Source organism: Serratia surfactantfaciens, from assembly GCF_001642805.2.
GTDB classification, from domain to species: domain Bacteria; phylum Pseudomonadota; class Gammaproteobacteria; order Enterobacterales; family Enterobacteriaceae; genus Serratia; species Serratia surfactantfaciens.
This window is the reverse complement of record NZ_CP016948.1, coordinates 1,394,712-1,420,398: the sequence shown is the minus strand read 5'-3', so window position 1 is coordinate 1,420,398 and position 25,687 is coordinate 1,394,712. Positions and strand designations below refer to the sequence as shown.

At 61.5% G+C, this 25,687-nt stretch carries 23 protein-coding genes; 10 read left to right on the top strand and 13 right to left on the bottom strand.

What is annotated here, in order from left to right; all coding sequences use genetic code 11:
- The first annotated feature begins 82 nt into the window (after positions 1 to 82).
- The gene (locus ATE40_RS06735; protein ID WP_046899336.1) at positions 83 to 1,204 is read left to right on the top strand and encodes a ribosomal protein uL16 3-hydroxylase; all 1,122 of its coding nucleotides are present in this window, start codon (positions 83 to 85) and stop codon (positions 1,202 to 1,204) included.
- Positions 1,205 to 1,244: 40 nt separating this feature from the next.
- Here the strand turns inward: ATE40_RS06735 and ATE40_RS06730 are convergent, their stop codons facing one another.
- Positions 1,245 to 2,333, bottom strand: coding sequence for a malate/lactate/ureidoglycolate dehydrogenase (locus ATE40_RS06730; protein WP_063919605.1), 1,089 nt, complete (start codon positions 2,331 to 2,333; stop codon positions 1,245 to 1,247).
- Between the two features lie 87 nt (positions 2,334 to 2,420).
- The gene (gene pepT / locus ATE40_RS06725; protein WP_063919251.1) at positions 2,421 to 3,650 is read right to left on the bottom strand and encodes a peptidase T; all 1,230 of its coding nucleotides are present in this window, start codon (positions 3,648 to 3,650) and stop codon (positions 2,421 to 2,423) included.
- A gap of 57 nt (positions 3,651 to 3,707) precedes the next feature.
- On the opposite strand from pepT, the gene ATE40_RS24580 reads away from it, so the two are divergent.
- The 5 genes from ATE40_RS24580 to potD all read left to right on the top strand — a co-directional run bounded on the left by ATE40_RS24580 (position 3,708) and on the right by potD (position 8,016).
- Positions 3,708 to 3,998 carry a hypothetical protein gene (locus ATE40_RS24580; protein ID WP_156785407.1) on the top strand — a complete coding sequence of 97 codons (291 nt, stop codon included), beginning with the start codon at positions 3,708 to 3,710 and terminating at the stop codon, positions 3,996 to 3,998.
- 8 nt (positions 3,999 to 4,006) lie between these two features.
- A complete protein-coding gene (gene potA, locus ATE40_RS06720; protein ID WP_063919250.1) occupies positions 4,007 to 5,122 on the top strand; it encodes a spermidine/putrescine ABC transporter ATP-binding protein PotA in 1,116 nt (371 codons plus the stop codon).
- Positions 5,106 to 5,966, top strand: coding sequence for a spermidine/putrescine ABC transporter permease PotB (gene potB, locus ATE40_RS06715; RefSeq protein WP_019454792.1), 861 nt, complete (start codon positions 5,106 to 5,108; stop codon positions 5,964 to 5,966). Before potA ends, potB begins: the two co-directional genes overlap by 17 nt.
- Positions 5,963 to 6,745, top strand: a complete 783-nt coding sequence (potC, locus tag ATE40_RS06710) for a spermidine/putrescine ABC transporter permease PotC (protein ID WP_019454791.1) — start codon at positions 5,963 to 5,965, stop codon at positions 6,743 to 6,745. The genes potB and potC overlap by 4 nt, the downstream gene beginning before the upstream one ends.
- 227 nt (positions 6,746 to 6,972) lie before the next feature.
- Positions 6,973 to 8,016 carry a spermidine/putrescine ABC transporter substrate-binding protein PotD gene (gene potD, locus ATE40_RS06705; protein ID WP_019454790.1) on the top strand — a complete coding sequence of 348 codons (1,044 nt, stop codon included), beginning with the start codon at positions 6,973 to 6,975 and terminating at the stop codon, positions 8,014 to 8,016.
- 48 nt (positions 8,017 to 8,064) lie between these two features.
- Here potD and cobB read toward each other — a convergent pair whose 3' ends face one another.
- The 5 genes from cobB to lolC all read right to left on the bottom strand — a co-directional run bounded on the left by cobB (position 8,065) and on the right by lolC (position 13,110).
- Positions 8,065 to 8,901 carry a Sir2 family NAD+-dependent deacetylase gene (gene cobB / locus ATE40_RS06700; protein ID WP_063919249.1) on the bottom strand — a complete coding sequence of 279 codons (837 nt, stop codon included), beginning with the start codon at positions 8,899 to 8,901 and terminating at the stop codon, positions 8,065 to 8,067.
- A gap of 91 nt (positions 8,902 to 8,992) precedes the next feature.
- A complete protein-coding gene (gene nagK, locus ATE40_RS06695) occupies positions 8,993 to 9,910 on the bottom strand; it encodes an N-acetylglucosamine kinase (protein WP_063919248.1) in 918 nt (305 codons plus the stop codon).
- Between the two features lie 53 nt (positions 9,911 to 9,963).
- Positions 9,964 to 11,211 carry a lipoprotein-releasing ABC transporter permease subunit LolE gene (lolE, locus tag ATE40_RS06690; RefSeq protein WP_063919247.1) on the bottom strand — a complete coding sequence of 416 codons (1,248 nt, stop codon included), beginning with the start codon at positions 11,209 to 11,211 and terminating at the stop codon, positions 9,964 to 9,966.
- A complete protein-coding gene (lolD, locus tag ATE40_RS06685; protein WP_004941120.1) occupies positions 11,211 to 11,915 on the bottom strand; it encodes a lipoprotein-releasing ABC transporter ATP-binding protein LolD in 705 nt (234 codons plus the stop codon). The genes lolE and lolD overlap by 1 nt, the downstream gene beginning before the upstream one ends.
- A complete protein-coding gene (gene lolC / locus ATE40_RS06680; protein ID WP_063919246.1) occupies positions 11,908 to 13,110 on the bottom strand; it encodes a lipoprotein-releasing ABC transporter permease subunit LolC in 1,203 nt (400 codons plus the stop codon). Before lolC ends, lolD begins: the two co-directional genes overlap by 8 nt.
- Before the next feature lie 418 nt (positions 13,111 to 13,528).
- Between lolC and ATE40_RS06675 the strand changes: the two genes are divergently transcribed.
- Both ATE40_RS06675 and mfd read left to right on the top strand, forming a co-directional pair.
- Positions 13,529 to 14,134 carry a serine O-acetyltransferase gene (locus ATE40_RS06675; protein WP_063919245.1) on the top strand — a complete coding sequence of 202 codons (606 nt, stop codon included), beginning with the start codon at positions 13,529 to 13,531 and terminating at the stop codon, positions 14,132 to 14,134.
- A gap of 204 nt (positions 14,135 to 14,338) precedes the next feature.
- Positions 14,339 to 17,812 carry a transcription-repair coupling factor gene (gene mfd, locus ATE40_RS06670; protein WP_019454784.1) on the top strand — a complete coding sequence of 1,158 codons (3,474 nt, stop codon included), beginning with the start codon at positions 14,339 to 14,341 and terminating at the stop codon, positions 17,810 to 17,812.
- Positions 17,813 to 17,844: 32 nt separating this feature from the next.
- Here the strand turns inward: mfd and ATE40_RS06665 are convergent, their stop codons facing one another.
- Complete coding sequence (locus tag ATE40_RS06665; protein ID WP_019454783.1) at positions 17,845 to 18,945, bottom strand: GGDEF domain-containing protein; 1,101 nt, start codon at positions 18,943 to 18,945, stop codon at positions 17,845 to 17,847.
- Between the two features lie 201 nt (positions 18,946 to 19,146).
- Between ATE40_RS06665 and ATE40_RS06660 the strand changes: the two genes are divergently transcribed.
- Both ATE40_RS06660 and dauA read left to right on the top strand, forming a co-directional pair.
- Positions 19,147 to 19,632, top strand: a complete 486-nt coding sequence (locus ATE40_RS06660) for a heme-degrading domain-containing protein (protein ID WP_063919244.1) — start codon at positions 19,147 to 19,149, stop codon at positions 19,630 to 19,632.
- A gap of 232 nt (positions 19,633 to 19,864) precedes the next feature.
- The gene (gene dauA, locus ATE40_RS06655; protein WP_063919243.1) at positions 19,865 to 21,553 is read left to right on the top strand and encodes a C4-dicarboxylic acid transporter DauA; all 1,689 of its coding nucleotides are present in this window, start codon (positions 19,865 to 19,867) and stop codon (positions 21,551 to 21,553) included.
- A 47-nt stretch (positions 21,554 to 21,600) separates the two neighbouring features.
- On the opposite strand, the gene kdsA is transcribed toward dauA, so the two are convergent.
- The 5 genes from kdsA to prfA are packed head-to-tail and all read right to left on the bottom strand — an operon-like array spanning position 21,601 to position 25,681.
- Complete coding sequence (kdsA, locus tag ATE40_RS06650) at positions 21,601 to 22,455, bottom strand: 3-deoxy-8-phosphooctulonate synthase (RefSeq protein WP_004941087.1); 855 nt, start codon at positions 22,453 to 22,455, stop codon at positions 21,601 to 21,603.
- A 58-nt stretch (positions 22,456 to 22,513) separates the two neighbouring features.
- Positions 22,514 to 23,323, bottom strand: coding sequence for an invasion regulator SirB1 (gene sirB1 / locus ATE40_RS06645; protein WP_015377575.1), 810 nt, complete (start codon positions 23,321 to 23,323; stop codon positions 22,514 to 22,516).
- Positions 23,320 to 23,721, bottom strand: coding sequence for a SirB2 family protein (locus ATE40_RS06640; protein ID WP_171455054.1), 402 nt, complete (start codon positions 23,719 to 23,721; stop codon positions 23,320 to 23,322). The genes sirB1 and ATE40_RS06640 overlap by 4 nt, the downstream gene beginning before the upstream one ends.
- A 41-nt stretch (positions 23,722 to 23,762) precedes the next feature.
- The gene (gene prmC / locus ATE40_RS06635) at positions 23,763 to 24,596 is read right to left on the bottom strand and encodes a peptide chain release factor N(5)-glutamine methyltransferase (protein ID WP_019454780.1); all 834 of its coding nucleotides are present in this window, start codon (positions 24,594 to 24,596) and stop codon (positions 23,763 to 23,765) included.
- Complete coding sequence (gene prfA, locus ATE40_RS06630; protein ID WP_019454779.1) at positions 24,596 to 25,681, bottom strand: peptide chain release factor 1; 1,086 nt, start codon at positions 25,679 to 25,681, stop codon at positions 24,596 to 24,598. The genes prmC and prfA overlap by 1 nt, the downstream gene beginning before the upstream one ends.
- Between the last annotated feature and the right edge of the window lie 6 nt (positions 25,682 to 25,687).

Genomic DNA, 25,687 nt, shown 5'->3' with positions numbered 1-25,687 from the left:
TATGCCTCTGCGGCCCCGATCCACGGGGCCAAACTTCCGTTATAATCGCACTCAGGCTCACTCCTCTATCCTGGAATAGAACATGGATTATCAATTAGATCTGGACTGGAACGATTTTTTGCAACGTTATTGGCAAAAGCGTCCGGTGATTCTGAAGCGCGGCTTCAAAAACTTTATCGATCCGATCTCCCCGGATGAGCTGGCCGGGCTGGCGATGGAAAACGAAGTGGACAGCCGTCTGGTCAGCCACCAGGACGGCCGTTGGCAGGTTGCGCACGGCCCCTTCGAGAGCTTCGACCACCTGAGCGAAAACAACTGGTCGCTGCTGGTGCAGGCGGTGGACCACTGGCATGAGCCTTCCGCCGCGCTGATGCGCCCGTTCCGCCAACTGCCGGACTGGCGGATGGATGACCTGATGATCTCCTTCTCGGTGCCGGGCGGCGGCGTCGGCCCGCACCTCGATCAGTACGACGTGTTCATCATTCAGGGCACCGGCCGCCGTCGCTGGCGCGTTGGGGAAAAAACGCCGCTGAAACAGCACTGCCCGCACCCGGATCTGCTGCAGGTGGAGCCGTTCGACGCCATCATCGACGAAGAGATGGAGCCGGGCGACATTCTCTACATTCCGCCGGGCTTCCCGCATGAAGGCTACGCGCTGGAAAACGCGCTCAACTACTCGGTGGGCTTCCGCGCGCCGAACGGCCGCGAGCTGGTGAGCGGCTTCGCCGACTACGTGCTGGCACGCGAGCTGGGCAGCAAGCGCTACGGCGATCCGGACGTTACACTGCGCGAACACCCGGCAGAGATCCTGCCGCAGGAAGTGGACGCCTTACGGCAGATGATGCTGGATCTGGTGCAACAGCCGGAACACTTCCAGCACTGGTTCGGCGAGTTCATCTCCCAATCGCGCCACGAGCTGGATCTGGCGCCGCCGGAGCCACCGTATCAGGCCGGGGAAATCTACGAACTGCTGCAACAGGGTGAAGCCCTGCAGCGCCTGGGCGGGTTGCGCGTGCTGCGCATCGGCGATCGCTGCTTCGTCAACGGCGAGCTGATCGACACCGACCAGCTACAGGCCGCAGACGCCCTGTGCCAGCACTTCAGCGTCGACGCCGCCCTGCTCGGCGACGCGGTGGACGATCCGTCGTTCCTGGCACTGCTGACCGCGCTGGTCAACAGCGGCTATTGGTACTTTAACGACTGATTGCCGTCACGCGAACAAGCCACCCTTCGGGTGGCTTTTTTTATGCCTGCCGCGCCTGCGCGCGATAATCCGCCAGTTCCCCCGCCGTCATGCCGGCCTGCTCCGCCGCAGCGCAAATCTGCTGCCAGGTCGTGGCGTCGATCGGAATGCCCTGCTCCAGCCGCGCCGCGCGGTTGGCCTCCTCCCACTCTCCCGGCACCGCAATCGGCTGTTCGCCGCTCGGCGGCGAAGCTTTGACCCAGCCGATAAACGCTTCGGCCTCGGCCTGCATTTGCGGGGCGTCGAAAGCCTGAGGATCGAGGATCAGGGTTGTCATGCAGTTGAAAATGGCGTCGCTGTCGGCTTTCAGCGTAGCGTCATGGGTGGTGCGACCACCGGAGAGCGCGCCGCCGAGGATTTCGCACATCGCCGCCAGCGCGTAGCCTTTGTGCAAACCGAACGGCAGCAGCGAACCGAACGGCGCTTCGTGCATCACTTTCGGCTCGGTGGTCGGCTGACCGTGTTCGTCGATCAGATAGCCCGGCGCCACCGACAACCCTTTGTTATAGGCCACCCGCGTCTTGCCGAAAGCGATGCCGCTGGTGGCGAAGTCCAACAGCAGCGGCGTGCGGCCCGGCCGCGGGAAAATGGCGCAGAACGGGTTGGTGCCGAAGCGGCGATCGCTGCCGCCAAACGGCGCCACCATCGGATCGCCCACCACGTTGACGAAGTGAATCGAGATGAAACCGGCGCGGGCGCACTGTTCCGCCCAATGGCCGATGCGGCCGATATGGTGCGAGTTGTGTAGCGCCACCGCCGCCAGGCCCAGCTCGCCGGCGCGCTCAATGCCCAGCGCCATCGCTTCGCTGGCCACCACCTGACCGAAGCCGCGTGCGCCGTCAAGCGTCAGCACTGCGCCGGCGTCGCGCACCACCTCGGCATGTTGATTAAGCTGCAATTGCCCCTGTGCCAACGACGCCATGTAGCTGGGGATCATGCCGACGCCGTGCGAGTCGTGCCCGGCCAGATTGGCCTGCACCAGATGGTCGGCCACCAGCTCGGCTTCACGCGCCGTGCTGCCGGCCTGGCGCCAAATCGCCTGAACGAACTGCGCCAAATGCGGGCTGGCGATGCGGTATTCGGTGCTCATCATGCGGTCCTTATGCGTGGGGAATAGGCTTCCACACTATGAGCAACGCCTTGTTGCGGCAAGCGATTATGCCGATCGCAAGCGTGTTTACCGCGCCCGCTCGGCGGCCAGCGCCGCGATGCGCATGATTACCGCCACCGCTTGCTCCATGCCCTCCAGCGTCACGAACTCGTGCTTGCCGTGGTAGTTGTAGCCGCCAGTGAACAGGTTCGGGCACGGCAGGCCGCGGAACGACAGCTGCGCGCCGTCGGTGCCGCCGCGGATCGGTTTCATCACCGGTTCGATGTCGCAATCGCGCATCGCCTGCTGCGCCAGCGCAATCACGTGCGGGTGCTCCGCCACCTGTTCGCGCATGTTGTAATAACTGTCTTCGATGCTGACTTCAATATAACAATCGCGCGGCAGGCCTTTGCCGACCTCGCGGGCGATGTCCACCATCTTGCGCTTGCGCGCCTCGAACCCCTCGCGCTCGAAGTCGCGCAGGATGTAGTGCATTTCGGCGCGCTCTACGCTGCCCTTGATGCTGCTGAGGTGATAAAAGCCCTGGTAACCTTCGGTGGTTTCCGGCGCTTCGTCCGCCGGCAGCGCCTGATGAATGCGGGTGGCCAGCGACAGCGCGTTGACCATCACGCCCTTGGCACTGCCGGGGTGCACGCTGTTGCCAAGGATTTTGATCGTCACCGAGGCGGCGTTGAAGTTTTCGCACTCCAGCTCACCGACGCCGCCGCCATCCACGGTATAGGCCCATTCAGCATTAAAAGCCGCGACGTCGAACAGCTGCGCCCCCTTGCCCACCTCTTCATCCGGGGTAAAGGCCACGCGAATGTCGCCGTGCGGGATGTTGCGCGCGCGCAAGCGCGCCATGGCGGTGAGGATCTCGGCGATGCCGGCCTTGTCATCGGCACCCAGCAGCGTTTTGCCGTCGGTGGTGATCAGCGTCTGCCCCAGCATCTGATGCAGGATTGGGAACATCACCGGCGACAACACCTCATCGCCGATGCCCAACGCAATGTCGCCGCCGCGATAGTTCTCGACGATCTGCGGATTGACGTGCTTGCCGCTGAAATCCGGCGAGGTATCCAGATGGGCGATAAAGCCGACCGCCGGCACCGGCCAGGCGACGTTGCCCGGCCAGGTGCCCATCACGCAGCCGTGTTCGCTGAGCGACACCCGCTCGAAACCGAGCGCGATCATTTCCTGCTGCAACGCGCGCGCCAGCTTCAACTGCCCGTCGGTGCTCGGCACATGCTTTACGTTCGCTTTGGACTGGGTGTCGAAAGAGACGTAGTTGAAAAAGCGGTCAAGTAATTTGTCCATGGTAGCGGCCCCTCAGAATATCGCGTTTCATTATGCGGAACCGATCAGGATCAAATATTGCGTCAGGTCATTTTTAACCAGAATTCGCCAATATCATTAATCTTTGTGATGATTTCAGAGGGAAATAACACTGTCATCACAGGGTCATTTGTCGCTATCATGATGAAAAACGCGGCATCTGGGCCGGATCGGCTTTCAATTCCGGCATTCAGCGTCTATCATGCGCGCTCGAAAATTTTCCATTGGCGCAACTGGTTTGAGCTTCATTTGATCAGCGGGCATTCCCGCAAGCTCCGGCAGTCTTTTCCAGTTGCGGTTCTATCTGCATTAGCCCACGGGATAGAGTAAGACGATAAATGACTGAGACATCCTCTCGCGCACCCCTTGTTGAACTGCATGCCCTGAGCAAAGCGTTCGATGGCAAAACCATCATTGCCGATCTCGGACTGACCATTAACCACGGCGAATTCCTCACTATTCTCGGCCCCTCCGGCTGTGGCAAAACCACGGTGCTGCGCCTGATCGCCGGGCTGGAAGACGCCGATCGGGGCCGCATCGTGCTCGACGGCCAGGACATCACCGCTATCCCGGCCGAACATCGCCACGTCAACACCGTGTTTCAGAGCTATGCCCTGTTTCCGCACATGTCGGTGTTCGACAACGTCGCCTTTGGCCTGCGCATGCAAAAGGTGCCGGTGGCCGAACTGACGCCGCGCGTCGAAGAAGCGCTGCGCATGGTGCAGCTGGACGACTTCGCCCAACGGCGGCCGGGCCAGCTCTCCGGCGGCCAACAGCAGCGCGTGGCCATCGCCCGCGCGGTGGTCAACAAGCCGAAGGTGCTGCTGCTGGACGAATCGCTGTCGGCGCTGGACTACAAGCTGCGCAAGCAGATGCAGAACGAACTCAAGGCGCTGCAGCGCAAGCTGGGCATCACCTTCGTGTTCGTCACCCACGATCAGGAAGAAGCGCTGACCATGTCGGATCGCATCGTGGTGATGCGTGAAGGCCGCATCGAGCAAGACGGCACGCCGCGAGAGATCTACGAAGAGCCGAAGAACCTGTTCGTCGCCAGCTTCATCGGCGAGATCAACATCTTCGACGCGGTGGTCCTGCAACGCCTCGATCCGCAGCGGGTGCGCGCCAACGTCGAGGGCCGCGAATGCGACATCTACGCCGATCTGCCGGTAGAACCGGGCCAAAAGCTGAAGGTGCTGCTGCGTCCGGAGGATCTGCGGGTGGAAGAAGTGAACGACAGCGCGCAACACGACGGGCTGATCGGCTACGTGCGCGAGCGCAACTACAAAGGCATGACGCTGGAATCGGTGGTCGAGCTGGAGAGCGGCAAGACAGTGATGGTCAGCGAGTTCTTCAACGAAGACGATCCAGACGTCGATCACTCGCTCAATCAGAAGATGGCGGTGACCTGGGTCGAAAGCTGGGAGGTGGTGCTGGCCGATGAAGAAATCGCGTAAAGTCTTCCAGAATGTGGTGATCGTCGGCGTCGTCGCCTGGCTGCTGCTGTTCGTCTTCATGCCGAACCTGATGATCATCGGCGCCAGCTTCCTGACCCGCGACGACGCCAACCTGGTGCAGATGGTGTTCACGCTGGACAACTACCGCCGCTTGTTCGATCCGCTGTATGCCCAGGTGCTGCTGCACTCGCTGAACATGGCGTTGATCGCCACCCTGTGCTGCCTGGTGATCGGCTACCCGTTCGCCTTTATCCTGGCGCGGTTGCCGCAGAAGATGCGGCCGCTGCTGCTGTTTCTGCTGATCGTACCCTTCTGGACCAACTCGCTGATCCGCATCTACGGCCTGAAGCTATTTCTCAGCACCCGCGGCTATCTCAACGACGCGCTGCTGTGGATCGGCGTCATCGACAAGCCGCTGCGCATCATGTACACCTCGGAAGCGGTGATCCTCGGCCTGGTGTATATCCTGCTGCCGTTTATGGTGATGCCGCTCTACTCCAGCATCGAAAAGCTCGATAAATCCTGCCTGGAGGCGGCGCGCGATCTCGGTGCCAGCAAGCTGCAAACCTTTGTCCGCATTATCGTGCCGCTGACCATGCCGGGCATTATCGCCGGCTGCCTGCTGGTGGTGCTGCCGGCGATGGGGCTGTTCTTCGTCGCCGATCTGATGGGCGGCGCCAAGAATCTGCTGATCGGCAACGTGATTAAAAGCCAGTTCCTCAATATCCGCGACTGGCCGTTCGGCGCGGCCACCAGCATCTGCCTGACGCTGGTGATGGGGCTGTTGCTGCTGGTTTATTACCGGGCCGCACGCCTGCTGAACAAGAAGGAGGATCTGGCATGATCGGACGTCTGCTGCGCGGCGGCTTTATGACGCTGGTATACGCCTATCTGTATATCCCGATCGTCATTCTGATCGTCAACTCCTTCAACGCCTCGCGCTTCGGCATCAGTTGGCAAGGGTTCACCACCAAGTGGTACAGCACGCTGCTCAACAACGACAGCCTGCTGCAGGCGGCGGGCCACTCGCTGACCATGGCGGTGCTCTCCGCCACCTTCGCCACGCTGATCGGCTCGCTGACCGCGGTAGCGCTGTACCGCTACCGCTTTCGCGGCAAACCATTCGTCGGCGGCATGCTGTTCGTGGTGATGATGTCGCCGGATATCGTGATGGCGATTTCGCTGCTGGTGCTGTTCATGCTGCTCGGCATTTCGCTCGGCTTCTGGTCGCTGCTGTTCTCGCACATCACCTTCTGCCTGCCGTTTGTGGTGGTGACCGTCTACGCGCGCCTGAAAGGCTTCGACGTGAAGATGCTGGAGGCCGCGCGCGATCTCGGCGCAAGCGAGTTCACCATTCTGCGCAAGATCATCCTGCCGCTGGCATTGCCGGCGGTAGCGGCCGGCTGGTTGCTGAGCTTCACCCTGTCGATGGACGACGTGGTGGTCTCCTCCTTCGTCACCGGACCGAGCTACGAGATCTTGCCGCTGAAGATCTATTCGATGGTTAAAGTCGGCGTTTCGCCGGAGGTCAATGCGCTGGCCACCATTTTGCTGTTGCTGTCGCTGGTTCTGGTGATCGCCAGCCAGTGGGTGATGCGCGATCGCTCGCCCAAGGCCGAGTAATCCTTCCCGTCGGGCGCTGCGGCGCCCGTCTCTTTCATTGGCCGCAGTGATATGCCAGCGGCCGTTTTTGCTCGCCCCGACTCGGTTAACCCGCTGATTTGCCGCTGGGATAACCGCCTTTACCCACCCCGCCCCGGCCCCTATAATGGCCCCTTTCTGGGGTATGGCGCAGCCGACAAACGGCGGCTCATACGGGTTCGGCTCACTACTGCTGAAGGATACGCTGCATGAAAAAGTGGTCACATCTGCTCGCAGCCGGGATGATGGCGCTGAGTATCTGCTCTGCAAACGCCTCTGACGGCAAAACACTGTACTTCTATAACTGGACTGAATACGTCCCGCCGGGGCTGCTGGAGCAGTTCACCAAAGAAACCGGCATCAAGGTGATCTATTCCACCTATGAATCCAACGAAAGCATGTACGCCAAGCTGAAGACCTACAAGGACGGCGCGTACGATCTGGTGGTGCCCTCCACCTACTTCATCGCCAAGATGAGCAAGGAAGGCATGCTGCAAAAAATCGACAAGAGCAAGCTCAGCCACTTCAAGGATCTCGATCCTACCCTGCTGAACAAGCCGTTCGATCCCAACAACGACTACTCCATCCCTTACATCTGGGGCGCCACCGCCATCGGCGTCAACAGCGACGCGCAGGATCCGTCCACCGTCACCGCCTGGGCCGACCTGTGGCAACCGCAGTACAAAGGCCGCCTGCTGCTGACCGACGACGCGCGTGAAGTGTTCCAGATGGCGCTGCTCAAGCTGGGCTATTCCGGCAACACCACCGATCCGAAAGAGATCGAAGCCGCCTACCACGAGCTGCAGAAATTGATGCCGAACGTGCTGGCCTTCAACTCCGATAACCCGGGTAATCCGTTTATGGAAGGGGAAGTCAACGTCGGCATGGTATGGAACGGTTCTGCCTTCGTGGCACGCCAGGCCGGCACGCCGCTGGAGATCGTCTGGCCGAAGGAAGGCGGCATCTTCTGGATGGATAGCCTGGCCATTCCGGCCAACGCGCGCAACGTAGAAGGAGCGCTGAAGCTGATCGACTTCCTGCTGCGGCCGGAAATCGCGGTGCAGGTAGCGGAAACCATCGGTTACCCGACGCCGAACCTGGCGGCGAAGAAGCTGCTGTCGCCGGAGATCGCCAACGACCCGTCACTCTACCCGGATAAAGCGGTTATTGAGCACGGCGAGTGGCAAAACGACGTCGGCGACGCCAGCACGCTGTACGAGAGCTACTTCCAAAAGCTGAAAGCCGGGCGCTAACACGCCCCGCCATCCTATCAGGGCGCGCATTGCGCCCTGATGCCTTTCTCAGGGCCGGTCGGCCCGCGCCACCTTGCCCACCAGGAACTTGTGCACAAAACGCGGCACCACTTCGCTGGCTAGGCCGTAGTGTTTCTCGTCGAACTGGCTCTCCACCTGGCTCGGTTCCAGGTTCAGCTCCATGGCGTAAGCGCCGCCCAGCCGCGCCTCATGCACGAAGCCGGCCGCCGGATAGACGTGGCCAGAGGTGCCGATGGCGACGAAGAAATCGGCCTTGCTCAGCGCCTGGTAGATGTCGTCCATGCCCAGCGGCATCTCGCCGAACCACACCACGTGCGGCCGCAGCGGCGCCGGGAACTGGCAGCAGTGGCAACGGTCGTCGACGCTGAGATCGCCGGGCCATTCGAACACCTGACCCGACTGGGTGCAGCGCACCTTCAGCAATTCGCCGTGCATGTGCAGCACCCGCTTGCTGCCGGCGCTCTCATGCAGGTTATCGATGTTTTGCGTGACCAGCAGGAAGTTGTCCCCCAGCCACTCTTCCAGATCCGCCAGCGCGCGGTGCGCGGCGTTCGGGGCGATCTCTTCCGTCTGCAGCTGGCGGCGGCGTTCGTTGTAAAACGCCTGCACCAGCGCCGGATCGCGCTGAAACCCTTCCGGCGTGGCGACATCCTCCACCCGGTGTTCTTCCCACAGCCCATCCGCGGCGCGGAAGGTGCGAATGCCCGATTCGGCCGAAATGCCGGCCCCGGTCAACACCACCACAAACGGCTTTTTCAGCTCGGCCGCCGCCATGGTGTCACGGTGAAAAATGCGTGAACGAAAGCGCTGATGCAGCACATGCTTACTCTTGCGAAACTGACACAGCCGATGGCGAGTGTGCATTAACTCTCTCCTTACTTTTCCCTGTTTACCCTTCTTACTGGACGTTGAGGCGTTGTTGGCTGCATACATTCACGCCTGGCCTCAATGCCCATTACGTTGGGCGAGCCAAATTGAGGAACGCCGCGCCGCGCACGCCGCCGGCGTCGCCATAGCGCGCCTTCTCGATACGCGGCAGCCGGGCCACCCGCAGCAGGTGCGCCGGCAGCCGCTGCGGCAACGCCTGGTAGATGGCGTCGAAGTTCGACAACCCGCCGCCGATCACCACCAGGTGCGGATCCAGCACCGTCAGCAGGTTACCCAGGCAGATTGCCAACACGTCCATAAAGCGGTCTACATGAGCCGCCGCCTGCGGCTCACCCGCCTGATAATGCGCAATGATCTCGGTGGCGGGCAAGCGCCGGCCGTAGAAATGAGCGTACATCCATTCGAAACCGCGGCCCGATATGTAGTTTTCAATGCAACCCTGATGGCCGCATCCGCAGGCAACGCGAGGCACATCACGCCCCAGTACCTCAAGCGCGTCCACCGGCAGGCGCAAATGACCGAACTCGCCGGCGATATAGTTGCGCCCCGGCACCGTCTTGCCGTCGACGATCAGGCCGCCGCCCACGCCGGTTCCGAGGATGATGCCCAACACCGTCGGGTAGCGGCGGAACTCCTCGTCCCAGGCCTCCGACAGCGCAAAACAGTTGGCGTCGTTGTCGACCCGCACCTCGCGCCCGATCAGCGCCGCCAGATCGCGCGGCAGCGGCCGCCCCATCGCCGCCGGCACGTTGGCGGTAAACAGCGTGCCGTCATCGTCGTTGGGCAGGCCCGGTATGCCGATGCCGACGCTGCCGCGCCGGCCGCAAAACGCATCCGCCTCAAGGGTCAGATCGCACAGCGTGGCCAGCAGCTGCCGGTAATCTTCACGCGGCGTCGGCACCCGCTTTTGCCAAATGCGCTGCAGCTTATCGTCGAACACCCCCAGCTCAATCTTGGTGCCGCCCATATCGAAACCGTAGTACATAACCGATCCCCCGGCTAAAAAAACGGGGCGGCATCGCTGCCTCCCCGTGGGTTTTATTGTCCGCTCAGCACCCGCGCCGGATCGATGCGGCTGGCGCGCCTGGCCGGATACCAACTGGCCAACAGGCTGAGCACGATGGCGGTCGCCAGCACGATCAGTACGTCCAGCCAGTGCAGCTCCGAAGGCAGGAAGTCGATGAAGTAGATATCGCCCGACAGGAAAGAATGGCCGACCAGCGTCTCGATGCCGCGGATAATGTTGGTCAGCTGCAGCGAAGCGATCACCCCGATCACCACGCCGCTCAGGCTGCCCAGCAGCCCGGCCAACAGCCCGTACCAGATGAAGATAGCGCGGATAAAGCCGTCTTTGGCGCCCAGGGTGCGCAGCACTGCGATGTCGGCGCTTTTGTCTTTTACCGCCATCACCAGCGTGGAAACGATATTGAAGCAGGCCACGCCGATCACCAGCACCATCGCCAGATACATGATGGCGCGGATCATCTGGATGTCGCGGTACATGTAGCCGTATTTGCCGATCCAACTTTTGATGTAGATATACGAATTGGTCACTTCGCCGGCGTCGCGCACCAGTTTGTTGGCGGCGAACACGTCGTTCACCTTGATGGCGATACCCGTGACGCTGTCACCCATGTCGAGATACTGCTGCGCGTCGGCCAGCGGCACCAGCGCCAGGCTGTGATCGAGCTGGCCGCTGAGCTGCAGAATGCCGGTCACGTGCAGGCGAATGCGCTTCGGCTGCAGCAGCTTCATCTCCGGGTCGCTGTTGGGAATCATGACCGTCACATAAGCGCCCTGCTTGACGCCCAGCGCGTCGGCCACGCCTTTGCCGAGGATCACCTGCTGCTCGCCGGGCTTGAAGTTGACCCAGGCGTCGCCCTGCACATACTGCGGCAGCGCGCTCAGCCGGCTCTCCTGCTGCGGATCAACGCCTTTGACTTCCACTGCGCGCAGTTGCGCGCCGTTTTCCATCAGGCCGGTGAAATTGATGTAAGGCGCGGCGGCCAAAATGCCCGGCACCTTTTCCACCCGCTGCAGAATCGACGGCCAGCCGCTGAACGGCTGATTGACCGGCTCCAGCTCGCCGTGCGGCACCACCGCCAGAATGCGGTTCTTCAGCTCGCGCTCAAAACCGTTCATCGCGCTCAGCCCGACGATCAGCACCGCCACCCCCAGCGCAATGCCGATGGTGGAGATAACCGAGATCAGCGACACCATGCCGCCGCGTTTACGGCCGCGGCTGAAACGCAGGGCCGTCAGGAAGGACAGTGAGGCTCCCGCCATTACTCGGCCCCCATCAGGGTCAGCTGCGCCTGCAGGTGGCCGTCGGCCATTTCCAACTGGCGGCTCAGGCGTTTGGCCAGCTGCAGATCGTGTGTCACCACCAGAAAAGCGGTGCCCTGACGCACGTTCAGCTCGCCCAGCAGATCGAAGATGCTGTCCGCGGTGCGTTTGTCCAGGTTACCGGTCGGTTCGTCCGCCAGCACCAGCGCCGGGTTGTTGACCAGCGCACGCGCGATCGCCACGCGCTGACGCTCGCCGCCGGAGAGCTCTGACGGGCGGTGTTTGCTGCGTTTTTCCAGCCCGACCGCCGCCAGCATCTCCCGCGCCTTCTCCTGCGCCTGCGCCGGTTTGGCCCCACCGATCAGCAGCGGCATGGCGGCGTTTTCCAGCGCGGTGAAATCCGGCAACAGATGGTGGAACTGATAGATGAAGCCCAGCTGGCGGTTGCGCAGCTCGGCCTTGGCCGCCGAAGACATAGCGTTCAGCGATTCGCCCTTGAAAATCACCTCGCCGGAGGTCGGCGAGTCCAGCCCGCCCAGCAGGTGCAACAGGGTGCTCTTGCCGGAACCCGAGCTGCCGACGATCGCCATCATCTCGCCCTGCTGCATGGCAAAGCTGACATTGCGCAGCACATCGGTGTGCAGATTGCCTTCCTGATAGGTCTTGCACAGGTTGTCACACTGCAGCAAAAGATGGTTACTCATAACGTAAAGCCTCAGCGGGTTGTACGGCGGCAGCGCGCCATGAAGGATAAAGCGTGGACAACAGGGAAACCGCCATCGCCACCACGGCGATGATCGTCACCTGCAGCGGATCGACCGCCACCGGCAGCGAAGCGCCGTCGATCAAGGCGCCGAGGATCGGCATCAGATTGTTCAGGTTGGTAGCCAGCAGCACGCCGAGCAGCGTGCCGAGCAGCGAACCGATGATGCCGGCGCTGGCGCCTTGCACCATAAATACCGACATGATCTGCCGGCGGGTCAGCCCCTGAGTCTGCAGAATGGCGACTTCGCCCTGCTTCTCCATCACCAGCAGGCCGAGCGAGGTAATGATGTTAAACGCCGCCACCGCCACGATCAGGCTGAGCAGCAGCCCCATCATGTTCTTCTCCATGCGCACCGCCTGGAACAGCTCGCCCTTGCGATCGCGCCAGTCTTTCCAGACCGTGCCCGGCGGCAGCGCCTGTTGGCTGAGCGTATCGACCGTCAACGGCTGTTGCAGGAACAGGCGCCAGCCGGTGATATTGCCGGCCGGGTAGCGCATCAGGCGCGAAGCGTCCTGTTGGTTGACCAGCATCTGATAGCCGTCCACTTCGCTATTGGCGTGGAAGGTGCCGATAAGGGTGAACAGACGCTGGCTGGGAATGCGGCCCATCGGCGTGAATTGACTGGCGCTCGGCACCATCACGCGCAGCGAGTCGCCGCGCTTGACGCCGAGTTGCCCCGCCAGCTGTTCGCCGATGATGATGTTGTATTGGCCCGGCTGCAGCTGCTGCTGCTTGACGTTGACCAGATACGGCGTCAGCGGATCGGTTTCGTCGGGATTGACGCCGAGCATAACGCCGACCGCCACGCTGCGGGCGCTTTGCAGCACCACGTCACCGGTGGTCAGCGGCGCGACGCGCGTGACGCCCTGCAGCTTCTGCACCTCGGAGGCCGGCAGCTGCTGCGGGTTGACCGATCCTTGCGGACTGGTGACCAGCGCCTGCGGCATCAGGCCGAGGATGTTGTTCTCCAGATCCTTTTCGAAACCGTTCATCACCGACAGCACGGTGACCAACGCCATCACCCCCAGCGTAATGCCGATGGTGGAAAGCCAGGAAACAAACCGCCCGAAGCGGTCTGAGGCTCGCCCGCGCATGTAGCGCAGGCCAATGAATAACGCGACAGGTTGATACATGAAATCCGTTTGATAGCCGTGGCTTAAGCAAAGTGATCATGGATTATATCGTCGCCGTGAAAACAATTAAATGAAAAATAAAGATTTTTACGATTCTTGCATCGATGTGCATGCGGCATTTCCATCGCGGATAACCCCTTGTTTACCCTTGACTGTTTTGGTGAGTCGCCGAAAATGTTTTTGCCGGCCCGCCTCAGTTTCTTCTGAAAATGACGGTGTCGCCTGCGAAATCGCATTTGCCCCTGTCGCTCGCAGGGCACCCGCCGCGCCGTCGTTTTCCACCAGTGGCACATGCCGCTATCCGACGGGTTTCAGTCTGGGTCTTCCGCACAGGATCGCCAGCGATTTCGCCCTATGTTACTATCTGCCAATATTGACGAAGTTGATGATAGTTATCGGTTAAACGCAAGGGCAATCAATGAGAACGGAAACAAAATATAAAATTTATGCCGACTTCTTTCGCGCGAGCAGAAAGTCCGGCATCGCAAGGCTAATCAAGTCCCTTTTCCAACAGAACTACGTCGGCTTTAACTACATTTTCACCTTGCGGCTGCACAGTGATTTTCATGCCAAAAAACGCAATATCTTTGAGAGAATTTGTTTTCGTCTACTGGTGAAAAATCTCAAGCGCCTGCAGATAAAATATGGCATCGAAATTCCCCATCAGACCAGTATCGGTGAAGGCCTGCTTATTCCGCACTTCGGTGGCATCGTTATCCATCCCAACGTGAAGATTGGTAAAAATTGCACCATCCTGCAAGGTGTGACCATCGGCAACAACCTCTTCAAAAGCCGGGATGATGTCGCCACTATCGGCGATAACGTCACCATTGCAGCCGGAGCCAAGATCGTTGGTCCGGTCACTATCGGTAACAATGTGACGATTGGCGCCAACTCCGTTGTCACCAGTGACATTGAGCCAAACTGCATCGTGGCAGGCATGCCGGCCAAGATTATTTCGCGCAAAGAGTCAATTGTGCTGAATACGGATTACTTGTCCTTTGACGAATATCAAAAGCGCTAATCTTGCGCTGACTGGCGTTCTATCTTTCCTCCCGGCGACGCCTTGTTGGCGTCGCGCTTGCGTGCATCGTCGCCCCGATAACTAACGAGATAGGGCACTTTTATCGGTGTCAGTTTGCCGGCCGCTGGGCTACTATAAACAGCATAAAGGCGCTGGGTTATCCGTGCCGGGACGCCATCCAACACATTGATTAAAGATACCTGAATGAGCACTTCCGATAGCCGTAACCGTTCCTCATCCCCCCGTTATTCTCTGCCCGATCGCGCGGGCGATCTGCGCCAGCTGGGGCAACTGACCGGCGCGGCCTGCGCCGTGGAGTGCGCCGAGATCGTCGAACGCCACAATGGCCCGGTGATGCTGATCGCGCCGGACATGCAAAACGCCCTGCGGCTGCGCGACGAGATCCAGCAGTTCACCGACCAGATGGTGACCACCCTGTCCGACTGGGAGACCCTGCCGTACGACAGCTTCTCGCCGCACCAGGAGATCATCTCCGACCGTTTGTCGAGCCTGTATCATCTGCCGACCATGGCGCGCGGGGTGATCATTCTGCCGGTCAACACCCTGATGCAGCGCGTCTGTCCGCACGAGTTCCTGCACGGCCATGCGCTGGTGATGAAGAAAGGCCAGCGCCTGTCGCGCGACAAGCTGCGCGCGCAGCTGGAACAGGCCGGATACCGCAGCGTCGATCAGGTGATGGAGCACGGCGAATTCGCCACCCGCGGCGCGCTGCTCGATCTTTACCCGATGGGCAGCGACGAGCCTTACCGCATCGACTTTTTCGATGACGAAATCGACAGCCTGCGCATCTTCGACGTCGACACCCAGCGCACGCTGAGCGAAGTCGAAGCCATCAATCTGTTGCCGGCCCACGAGTTCCCCACCGACAAGAACGCCATCGAGCTGTTCCGCAGCCAGTGGCGCGAACAGTTTGAGGTACGCCGCGACGCCGAACATATCTATCAGCAGGTCAGCAAAAGCGCCTGGCCCGCCGGTATCGAATACTGGCAGCCGCTGTTCTTCAGCCAGCCGCTGCCCTCGCTGTTCAGCTACCTACCGGCCAATACGCTGATCGTCAACACCGGCGATCTGGAGAGCGCCGCCGAGCGCTTCTGGCAGGACGTCAACCAGCGTTACGAAAGCCGCCGCGTCGATCCGATGCGCCCGCTGCTGGCGCCGGATACGCTGTGGCTGCGCGTCGATGCGCTGTTCGGCGAGCTGAAGGCCTGGCCGCGCATCGCGCTGAAAACCGATGAGCTGCCGGCCAAGGCCGGCAACACCAATCTGGATTACCATGCCCTGCCCGATCTGGCGGTGCAGGCGCAACATAAATCCCCGCTGGATAACCTGCGCCGCTTTATCGAAGGCTTCGACGGCAGCGTGATCTTCTCCGTCGAAAGCGAGGGGCGGCGTGAAACGCTGCAGGATCTGCTCGGCCGCATCAAGCTGGCGCCGGCGCTGATCCAGCGTCTCGATCAGGCGGAAACCGCGGGCCGTTACATGATGGTCGGCGCCGCCGAACACGGTTTCCTCGACGGCCTTCGCCAGCGGGCGCTGATCTGCGAAAGCGATCTGCTCGGCGAACGCGTCAGCCGCCGCCGACAGGACAACCGGCGCACCATCAACACCGATACCCTGATCCGCAACCTGGCGGAGCTGCATCCCGGCCAGCCGGTGGTGCACCTGGAGCACGGCGTCGGCCGCTACGTCGGCCTGACCACGCTGGAAGCCGGCGGCATCAAGGCCGAGTACCTGATCCTCTCCTACGCCGGCGAGGACAAGCTGTACGTGCCGGTCTCATCGCTGCACCTGATCAGCCGTTACGCCGGCGGCGCAGACGAAAACGCCCCGCTGCACAAGCTGGGCGGCGACGCCTGGACGCGCGCGCGGCAGAAAGCGGCCGAACGGGTGCGCGACGTGGCGGCGGAGCTGCTGGATATTTACGCCCAGCGCGCCGCCAAGGCCGGTTTCGCCTTCAAGCATAACCGCGAACAGTACCAGCTGTTCTGCCAGACCTTCCCGTTCGAAACCACGCCGGACCAGGAACAGGCGATCAACGCGGTGCTGAGCGACATGTGCCAACCGCTGGCGATGGACCGCCTGGTGTGCGGCGACGTCGGCTTCGGCAAAACCGAAGTGGCGATGCGCGCCGCCTTCCTGGCGGTGGAAAACGGCAAACAGGTGGCGGTGCTGGTGCCGACCACCCTGCTGGCGCAGCAGCACTTCGACAACTTCCGCGATCGCTTCGCCACCTGGCCGATCCGCATCGAGATGATGTCGCGCTTCCGCAGCGCCAAAGAGCAGCAGCAGGTGCTGGACGACGCGGCCGAAGGCAAGGTAGACATCATTATCGGCACCCACAAACTGCTGCAGAGCGATCTGCGCTGGAAAGATTTGGGGCTGCTGATCGTCGATGAAGAGCACCGCTTTGGCGTGCGCCACAAGGAGCGCATCAAGGCGATGCGCGCCGACGTCGATATCCTGACGCTGACCGCCACGCCGATCCCGCGTACGCTGAACATGGCGATGAGCGGCATGCGCGATCTGTCGATCATCGCCACTCCGCCGGCGCGCCGGCTGGCGGTGAAGACCTTCGTGCGCGAATACGACAGCCTGGTGGTGCGCGAAGCGATCCTGCGCGAAGTGCTGCGCGGCGGCCAGGTTTACTACCTCTACAACGACGTGGAGAACATCGAAAAAGCGGCGCAGCGCCTGGCGGAGCTGGTGCCGGAGGCGCGCATCGCCATCGGCCACGGCCAGATGCGCGAGCGCGATCTGGAACGGGTGATGAACGATTTCCACCACCAGCGGTTCAACGTGCTGGTGTGCACCACCATCATCGAAACCGGCATCGACATCCCCAGCGCCAACACCATCATCATCGAGCGGGCCGATCGCTTCGGCCTGGCGCAGCTGCATCAGCTGCGCGGCCGCGTCGGGCGTTCGCACCACCAGGCTTATGCCTATCTGTTGACGCCAAACCCGAAAGCCATGGGCACCGACGCCCATAAACGACTCGAAGCCATCGCGTCGCTGGAAGATCTCGGCGCCGGTTTTGCGCTGGCGACTCACGATCTGGAGATCCGCGGCGCCGGCGAACTGCTGGGCGAAGACCAGAGCGGCCAGATGACCACCGTCGGCTTCTCGCTTTACATGGAATTGCTGGAAAGCGCCGTCGATGCGTTGAAAAACGGCCGCGAACCGTCGCTGGAAGATCTCACCAGCAACCAGACCGAAGTGGAGCTGCGCATGCCGGCGTTGCTGCCGGAAGACTTCATTCCCGACGTCAATACCCGCCTGTCGCTGTACAAGCGCATCGCCAGCGCGAAGAACGAGGGTGAACTGGATGAGCTGAAGGTCGAGCTGATCGACCGCTTCGGTCAGTTGCCGGATGCAGCGCGCAACCTGTTGCAGTGCGCGGCGCTGCGCCTGCATGCGCAGAAGCTGGGGATCAAGCGCATCGAGAGCAACGAGCGCGGCGGCTTTATCGAGTTCGGCGATAACAACCGCGTCGATCCCGGCTATCTGATCGGTCTGCTGCAGGGCAATCCGCAGGTTTACCGCCTGGACGGTCCAAGCAAGCTGAAGTTCACGCTCGATCTGGCCGACCGTCAGAAGCGCCTGACGTTCACCGAAGAGCTGCTGAACGCCTTCCGCGAACACACGCTGGCGGCCTGAGGCAACGCCCCCGCCATCACGGTGGGGGCGGCCTATTCGCGCGGGAAACCGGCGCCCAGCGGCGCCAGCTGCATCACGCGACTGGTCACCACCCGGTTTTTACCGCTGCGTTTCGCCTCATACAAGGCTTCATCGGTCATGGCGATCGCTTTGTCCACCGTCATGCCGGGCAAATACAGCGACACGCCGATGGATATCGTGATGTGCGCCTCGTCGTGCGCATTCAGCAAGAACGTCGAACTTTCCACCGCGCTGCGAATGCGCTCCGCCACCCCGCCGATGACCTGCGGATCGTAGCTGGCGGTGATCACCATAAATTCCTCGCCACCGTAGCGCCCGACGAAATCCTCGTTGCGCACGCTGTTTTGCAGCAGCCGGCCGACGCTGGCCAGCAGCACGTCGCCTGCCGGATGGCCGTAGGTATCGTTAACCTTTTTAAAGTCATCCAGATCGAGGATCATCAGCCCGCACGGGCGGCGCTCGACGCGCTGCAGCATCAGCTGGTAATCGACGCTGGCGCGGTTGTTGATATGGGTCAGGCTGTCGGTGGTGGCACGTGCGCGCATCGCGAAATAGGCGTAAATATGACGCTCTTTGAAATTCAGCGCATGGTAACAAATCGCCAGACAGAGCGCGGACATCGCCTGATACAGCAGCACGTCCAGCCACAGCCCGCTCATATCCATCAATAACCACACCACGGCGATGCGATACAGTGCAATGGCGCCGATCGTCAGATAAAACGTCCAGTGGGATTTCTTCAGCCACACCCGCGACAGCAGCAGCGGCACCAGAATCGAGGCGATAAACAGATTATCGACGGTGAAGCCGCCGGTCAGCGCCATGGCGAACAGAAAGCTCACCAACCCGCTGACGCCGCCGCCGAAGAAGGTCACCAGCACCATCGGGATCATCGCAAAGCTGTAGTGCACCTTATCGTTCAGCAGCAGCCGATCCTGGCTTAAATAGAGCACCGCCACCCCGGCCAGCAGGCCGAAAACGATGCGTTTCCACAGTGCGGAACGGTAGGAGAAAGGGGCGTTTTTACTGAGGACGAAATAGCTTATCGACAACGTGGCGTAGGTAATGCAAGCGTCGCTGTAAATGGCGGGAATAGACACAATGTAAGTCATAAAGAATCAGCGCGCTCCTCGGGATCGCCAGGGGTGTAATGTACAGACGTTGAATAACGCATCCCTGTCGTCTCCGCTTCGGCGGCGGGTATTTTACACAGTCTAGTAATAGAGTAGCAGTTCTATCTTATCACCAAGCCGTCTATCTCACGGCGAACGCTTCGGGCTACTCTGTGCAGGGTGTAATCAGGGGAGAACCGCATGAATATCGACGATGAACTGCACGCGCTCAGCGAACAGGAAGCGACGCTGGCCTTTACGCATTTTGACGCCGCTACCGCCTGGGAGCTGGGCGCCGCGCTGAAAACCGCCGCCGAACGGCGCGGCCTGAGCATCGCCATCGAGATCCAACTCGCCGGGCAGACGCTGTTTTATTACGCCATGCCGGGCGCAACGCCGGACATCGCCGACTGGGTGCGGCGCAAACGCAATTTGGTGAACCATTTTCACAAAAGCTCTTACGCCATCGGCCTGCGCCTGCAGCAGCGGCAAACGTCGCTGGAGGAGCGTTACGGGCTGAGCGTGCGCGACTATTCGGTGCACGGCGGCGCCTTCCCGCTCAATCTCGCCGGCCTCGGCTGCGTCGGCAGCATCAGCATTTCCGGCGCGCCGCAGAAAGAAGATCACCAGCTGCTGGTGAGCACTTTAGCCGATTTTCTCGGCTTACCCTTACCCGCCCTTCACTAACCGTTAAAACCTCACGTATTCCTCTGCTTTAAAGCCGCAGAATCTGCGGCTGACTTACCCGACAACGGTATTTAGCGCCGGATAAAACGGCGACTCTCTGATTTCCTGCCCCAAATTGACACAGGTCTGGTAATCCGCTGAACAAAAGGCGTATGGTATCTGTCACGTGACAAGACGGACCTCATCGGGCCCGCCATTCCTTTCACTTTTGAAGATTTGGTACGCACCGTAGATGAAAACGCATGAAATAAACAGAATCCGCCCCTTCAGCGCGCTGATAGACGCCTGCTGGCGGGAACCTTATAGCCTGGCGCGGTTGCTGAAAGACGCCATCGCCGGGGTGACGGTCGGCATTATCGCCATCCCGCTGGCGATGGCACTGGCGATCGCCAGCGGCGTGCCGCCGCAGTACGGCCTGTATACCGCCGCCATCGCCGGCATCGTCATCGCCGTCAGCGGCGGTTCGCGCTACAGCGTCTCCGGCCCCACCGCCGCCTTCGTGGTGATCCTCTATCCGGTCTCGCAGCAGTTCGGCCTGGCCGGTCTGCTGGTCGCCACGCTGATCTCCGGCATATTTCTGCTGCTGATGGGGCTGGCGCGTTTTGGCCGGCTGATCGAGTACATTCCGCTGCCGGTGACGCTCGGCTTTACCTCCGGCATCGCCATCACCATCGCTACCATGCAGATCAAGGACTTCTTTGGCCTGCAGCTGGCGCACACGCCGGAAAATTACGTCGGCAAGCTGTACGCCTTGCTGCAAGCGCTGCCAACGCTGGATCTCGGCGATACGCTGATCGGTACGGTGACGCTGCTGATCCTGATCTTTTGGCCCAAACTCGGCCTGCGCGTGCCCGGCCACCTGCCGGCGCTGCTGGCGGGCACTGCGCTGATGGGGTTGCTGACCCTGTTTGACCACCCGGTGGCGACCATCGGCTCCCGCTTCAGCTACCTGCTGGCCGACGGCAGCAGCGGTCAGGGCATTCCGCCAATTCTGCCGCAGCTGCTGCTGCCCTGGCATCTGCCGGGCGGCGGCGGGCAACCGTTCAACCTGAGCTGGCAAACCGTTTCCGCGCTGCTGCCGGCGGCATTTTCAATGGCGATGCTCGGCGCGATTGAATCGCTGCTGTGCGCGGTGGTGCTCGACGGCATGACCGGCAAGAAGCATAACTCCAACAGTGAACTGATCGGCCAGGGCGCGGGCAACATCATTGCGCCGTTCTTCGGCGGCATCACCGCAACCGCCGCGATTGCCCGTTCGGCGGCCAACGTGCGCGCCGGCGCCACCTCGCCGGTGTCCGCCATCATCCACGCGCTGCTGGTGCTGTTGGCGCTGCTGGTGTTGGCGCCGTGGCTCTCGTATCTGCCGCTGGCGGCGATGGCGGCGTTGCTGCTGATGGTCGCCTGGAACATGAGCGAGGCGCACAAGGTGGTTTATCTGCTGCGCCGGGCGCCGAAGGACGACATTTTGGTGCTGCTGCTGTGCATGTCGCTGACGGTGCTGTTCGACATGGTGATCGCCATTACCGTCGGTATCGTGCTGGCTTCGCTGCTGTTCATGCGCCGCATCGCCCGCATGACGCGGCTGAGCGAGCTGAGCGCCGGCGACGGCCGTCTGGTGCTGCGGGTGAATGGCCCGCTGTTCTTCGCCGCCGCCGAGCGCATCTTCACCGAACTGCTGGCGCGCAGTGAGGGCTACCGGACGATCGTGCTGCAGTGGGATGCGGTGCCGGTGCTCGACGCCGGCGGCCTGAGCGCCCTGCGGCGCTTTATTGACGTGCTGCCGGCGGACAAGAAACTGGTGATCACCGATGTGCCGTTCCAGCCGCTGAAAACCCTGGCGCGCGCGCGGGTGCAGCCGATCGAGGGCCGCCTGCAGTTCTACCCGACGCTGCCGGAAGCGCTGGCGGCCACCGAGGCCTAAACGTAAAAAAGCCCGACGAGTCGGGCTTTTTTTATGGCGCGGAGCGCTTAGTTGCTGGTATCCAGCTCCGGGAAGCTCTTCACCAGGTCGTCGATGGCTTTCATCTGCGCCAGGAACGGTTCCAGCTTGTCCAACGGCAGCGCGGACGGGCCGTCGCACTTGGCGTTGTTCGGATCCGGGTGCGCTTCGAGGAACAGCCCTGCCAGGCCGACCGCCATACCGGCGCGCGCCAGCTCGGCCACCTGAGCACGACGGCCGCCGGACGCGGCGCCGAACGGATCGCGAGTCTGCAATGCGTGGGTCACGTCGAAGATCACCGGATGGCCGCCTGTCACGTTCTTCATCACGTTGATGCCGAGCATGTCGACCACCAGGTTGTCATAGCCAAAGTTGCTGCCGCGATCGCACAGGATCACCTGATCGTTGCCGCCTTCTTTGAACTTGTCGACGATATTGCCCATCTGCCCCGGGCTGACGAACTGCGGCTTCTTGACGTTGATCACCGCGCCGGTTTTCGCCATCGCTTCCACCAGATCGGTCTGACGCGCCAGGAAGGCCGGCAGCTGGATCACGTCAACCACCTCGGAAACCGGCTGCGCCTGCGCCGCTTCGTGCACGTCGGTGATGATTTTCACGCCGAAGGTTTTTTTCAGTTCTTCGAAGATCTTCATCCCTTCTTCCAGGCCCGGACCGCGGTACGAGTGAATGGAAGAACGGTTGGCCTTGTCGAAAGAGGCTTTGAATACGTAAGGAATGCCCAGTTTTTGCGTCACGGTGACGTAGTGCTCGCAGATGCTCATCGCCAGATCGCGCGATTCCAGCACGTTCATACCGCCAAACAGCACAAACGGCAGGTCGTTTGCTACGTCGATGTCGCCAATGCTAACCACTTTCTGTTTCATGCTTTCGCCTTTGTTAAGGTTGTAACCGTCGCCTTGCAAACTGCACGGAGTCATTGAATTAATGCAGCGTCACCTGTTTCGGCTCAATCGAGTGGATCTGTACTTTGATCACTTCGCTGACCGGGTCTTCAGGACACTGCTCGACAAAATAGTTGAGATCGGAAATCGCGATGTGGTTGCACTCCAGCTGGGCGTAAATCAGCCCGCGGTCGCGGATCTCGTAGGGATCTTCCGGATCGAAGCACAGCACCGTTTCGCTGGTGCGCAGCGCCATTTCCAGCTGTTTTTCCTCCATCAGGGCAGCCTTCAGCGTATCCAGCATCTTGCGCACCACCATGATGTTCTCCGACTCGTCGAGATCGTCGTCTTCCAGTTCGGCGCCCAAGCCCAGGTTGCCCTTGATCCACACCTCCAGCTGGTGCTCGCTCAGGGTTTCGCCGTTCAGCGGGTTGATCAGCCACAGCTCTTCGTCCAGCCAGTCGGCGCGCAGGATCAGCTGAGTGGGGAAAATCACCGGCAGCAGCGGCAGATCCAGCGCGTTGGCGATGTGCAGGAAAATGGTGCCCAGCGAGACCGGCGTGCCCTGCCGCCCTTCCAGCACCTTGTCCAGCCAGATGGCGTCCGACAGGCGGTACACGCCGCTGGCGCCGCCGAATCCCCAGGTCTTGTAGAACAGTTCAATGAGCGCATCCAGTTGCTGCTCCTGAGTGATATCGGCCGGCACCACCGCACGCGCTTCGTCCACCAGCTGTTGCAGCTTGCGCTCCACGTCGGCAGCGGGAAAATCGCGCCGCACCGACTGCGACACCAGGATCACCCCTTCGCTCAGCGGCGAGGTGTTAAATTCAAAATCAGCAATGCTACTCATAGGTATCCCATCAGAAACGGTATTTTCGTCGTGGCAAGTTTAATTATCAGATACAGACAGCCCAAGGCCAGCACGAACGCCACGGTTCGCAGACGCTGACTTTTGGTCTTCTTGCCCAATGCGACGTAGCCAAGCAGGATATAGATAATAACGCCAAACAGCTTCTCGGTCAGCCATGAGTCCATACCCAGCAGCGGATAAAACCCGAACGTCACCACCAGCGCGATGCCGCTGACGAACAGCAGCGTGTCGTTCAGGTGCGGCGCTATCTTGACCCAGCGGCGACCCATGATCGGCGAGCGGCGCCACTGCCAAAAGAAACGCAGCACAAACAAGGTAATACTGATGGCGACCGTCAGCAAATGGAAATGTTTCAACGCGGTGTATGCAGTCATGATGCTCCCTTAAATGGCTCGGGCGTCGTTATTATCAGAGGCGCTTATCCCGGCCATTGGCCGAGCGTCACACGGTCGTTGTCGCCGTAATCACGGTGGGTGGCGACAGCGGAAAATCCGGCGGTCTGCAGCAGCGTGCGCACGCTCTCACCCTGCTGCCAGCCATGTTCCAACAGCAGCCAGCCCTGCGGCTGCAGATAGTGCGGCGCCTGGCGCACGATGGCGGCCAGATCCGCCAAGCCATGCTCGGCGGCGACCAGCGCACTGCCCGGCTCGAAGCGCACGTCGCCCTGCGACAAATGCGGATCGGCGGCGTCGATATAGGGCGGATTGCTGGCGATAAGCGCGAAGCGTTGCCCCGCGACGGGCGTAAACCAGCTGCCCTGCAAGAATCGGACGTTGTCGATCTTCAGCTTGTGCGCGTTGTGCTGCGCCAGCGCGACCGCATCCGGCTGCACATCGACGCCGACTGCCGAACAATCCGGGCGCTCGCTGGCCAGCGCCAGCGCGATGGCGCCGGTGCCGGTGCCGAGATCGAGGAAATGACAGGGTTGCGGCGGCAGGCGCGCCAGCGCCAGCTCCACCAGGCATTCGGTATCCGGGCGCGGGATCAACGTTGCGGGCGAGACCGACAGCGGCAGCGACCAAAACTCGCGCTCGCCCACCAGATAGGCCACCGGCTCACCGCGTTCGCGGCGCGCCAGCAGCGTTTCCAACTGCTGTTGCTGCGGCGGCGTCAGCAAGGTTTCACCGAACGCCATCAGGAAGGTTCTGGCCTTGCCGGTCACGAAACCCAACAGGATTTCCGCGTCGCGCCGGGCGCTGTCGCTGTGGGTCAAACGCGCGGCGGCGGCTTGCAGCCAGTGTTGATAATCCATCACTCTTGCTCGGCGGACAGCGCCGCCAGCTGATCGGCCTGATACTCCTGCACGATCGGCTGGATCAGCATGTCCAGTTTGCCTTCCATCACCTCGTCCAGACGGTAGAGCGTCAGGTTGATGCGGTGGTCGGTCACCCGCCCCTGCGGGAAGTTATAGGTGCGGTTGCGATCGGAGCGATCGCCGCTGCCCAGCAGGTTGCGGCGCGTGGACGCCTCGGCCTGCTGGCGCTTGGCCATCTCGGCGGCGCGAATGCGCGCGCCCAGCACCGACATCGCCTTGGCTTTGTTTTTGTGCTGAGAACGCTCGTCCTGGCACTCCACCACGATGCCGGTCGGCAGGTGGGTGATGCGGATCGCCGAATCGGTGGTGTTAACGTGCTGGCCGCCGGCGCCGGAGGAGCGGAAGGTGTCGATTTTCAGATCGCCCGGGTTGATGTCCGGCAATTCGGCCTCCGGCACTTCCGGCATCACCGCCACGGTGCAGGCGGAGGTGTGGATGCGCCCCTGGGATTCGGTTTCCGGCACGCGCTGCACGCGGTGGCCGCCGGATTCAAACTTCAGCTGGCCGTACACGCCGTCGCCGGAAACTTTGGCGATCACTTCCTTGAAGCCGCCGTGCTCGCCTTCGTTGGCGCTCATCACCTCGACGCGCCAGCGGCGGCTTTCGGCGTAGCGGCTGTACATGCGGAACAGATCGCCGGCGAAGATCGCCGCCTCATCGCCGCCGGTGCCGGCACGCACTTCGAGGAAGCAGCTGCGCTCATCGTCCGGATCTTTCGGCAGCAGCAACACCTGCAGCTGTTGTTCCAGCTCTTCGCTGGTCGCCCGCGCCTGTTTCAGCTCTTCCTGCGCCATCTCGCGCATTTCCGGATCGTCCAGCATCATTTCCGCCGTCTCCAGATCCTCCTGCACCTGACGCCATTCCAGGAAGCAGCGGCTGACGTCGGTCAGCTGCGCGTATTCTCGCGACAGCGCGCGGAACCGGTCTTGGTCGGCGATAACGCCGGCATCGCCGAGCAGCGCCTGCACTTCTTCATGGCGCTCTTGTAACGCTTCCAGTTTGGCAACAATAGAAGGCTTCATGCGTGG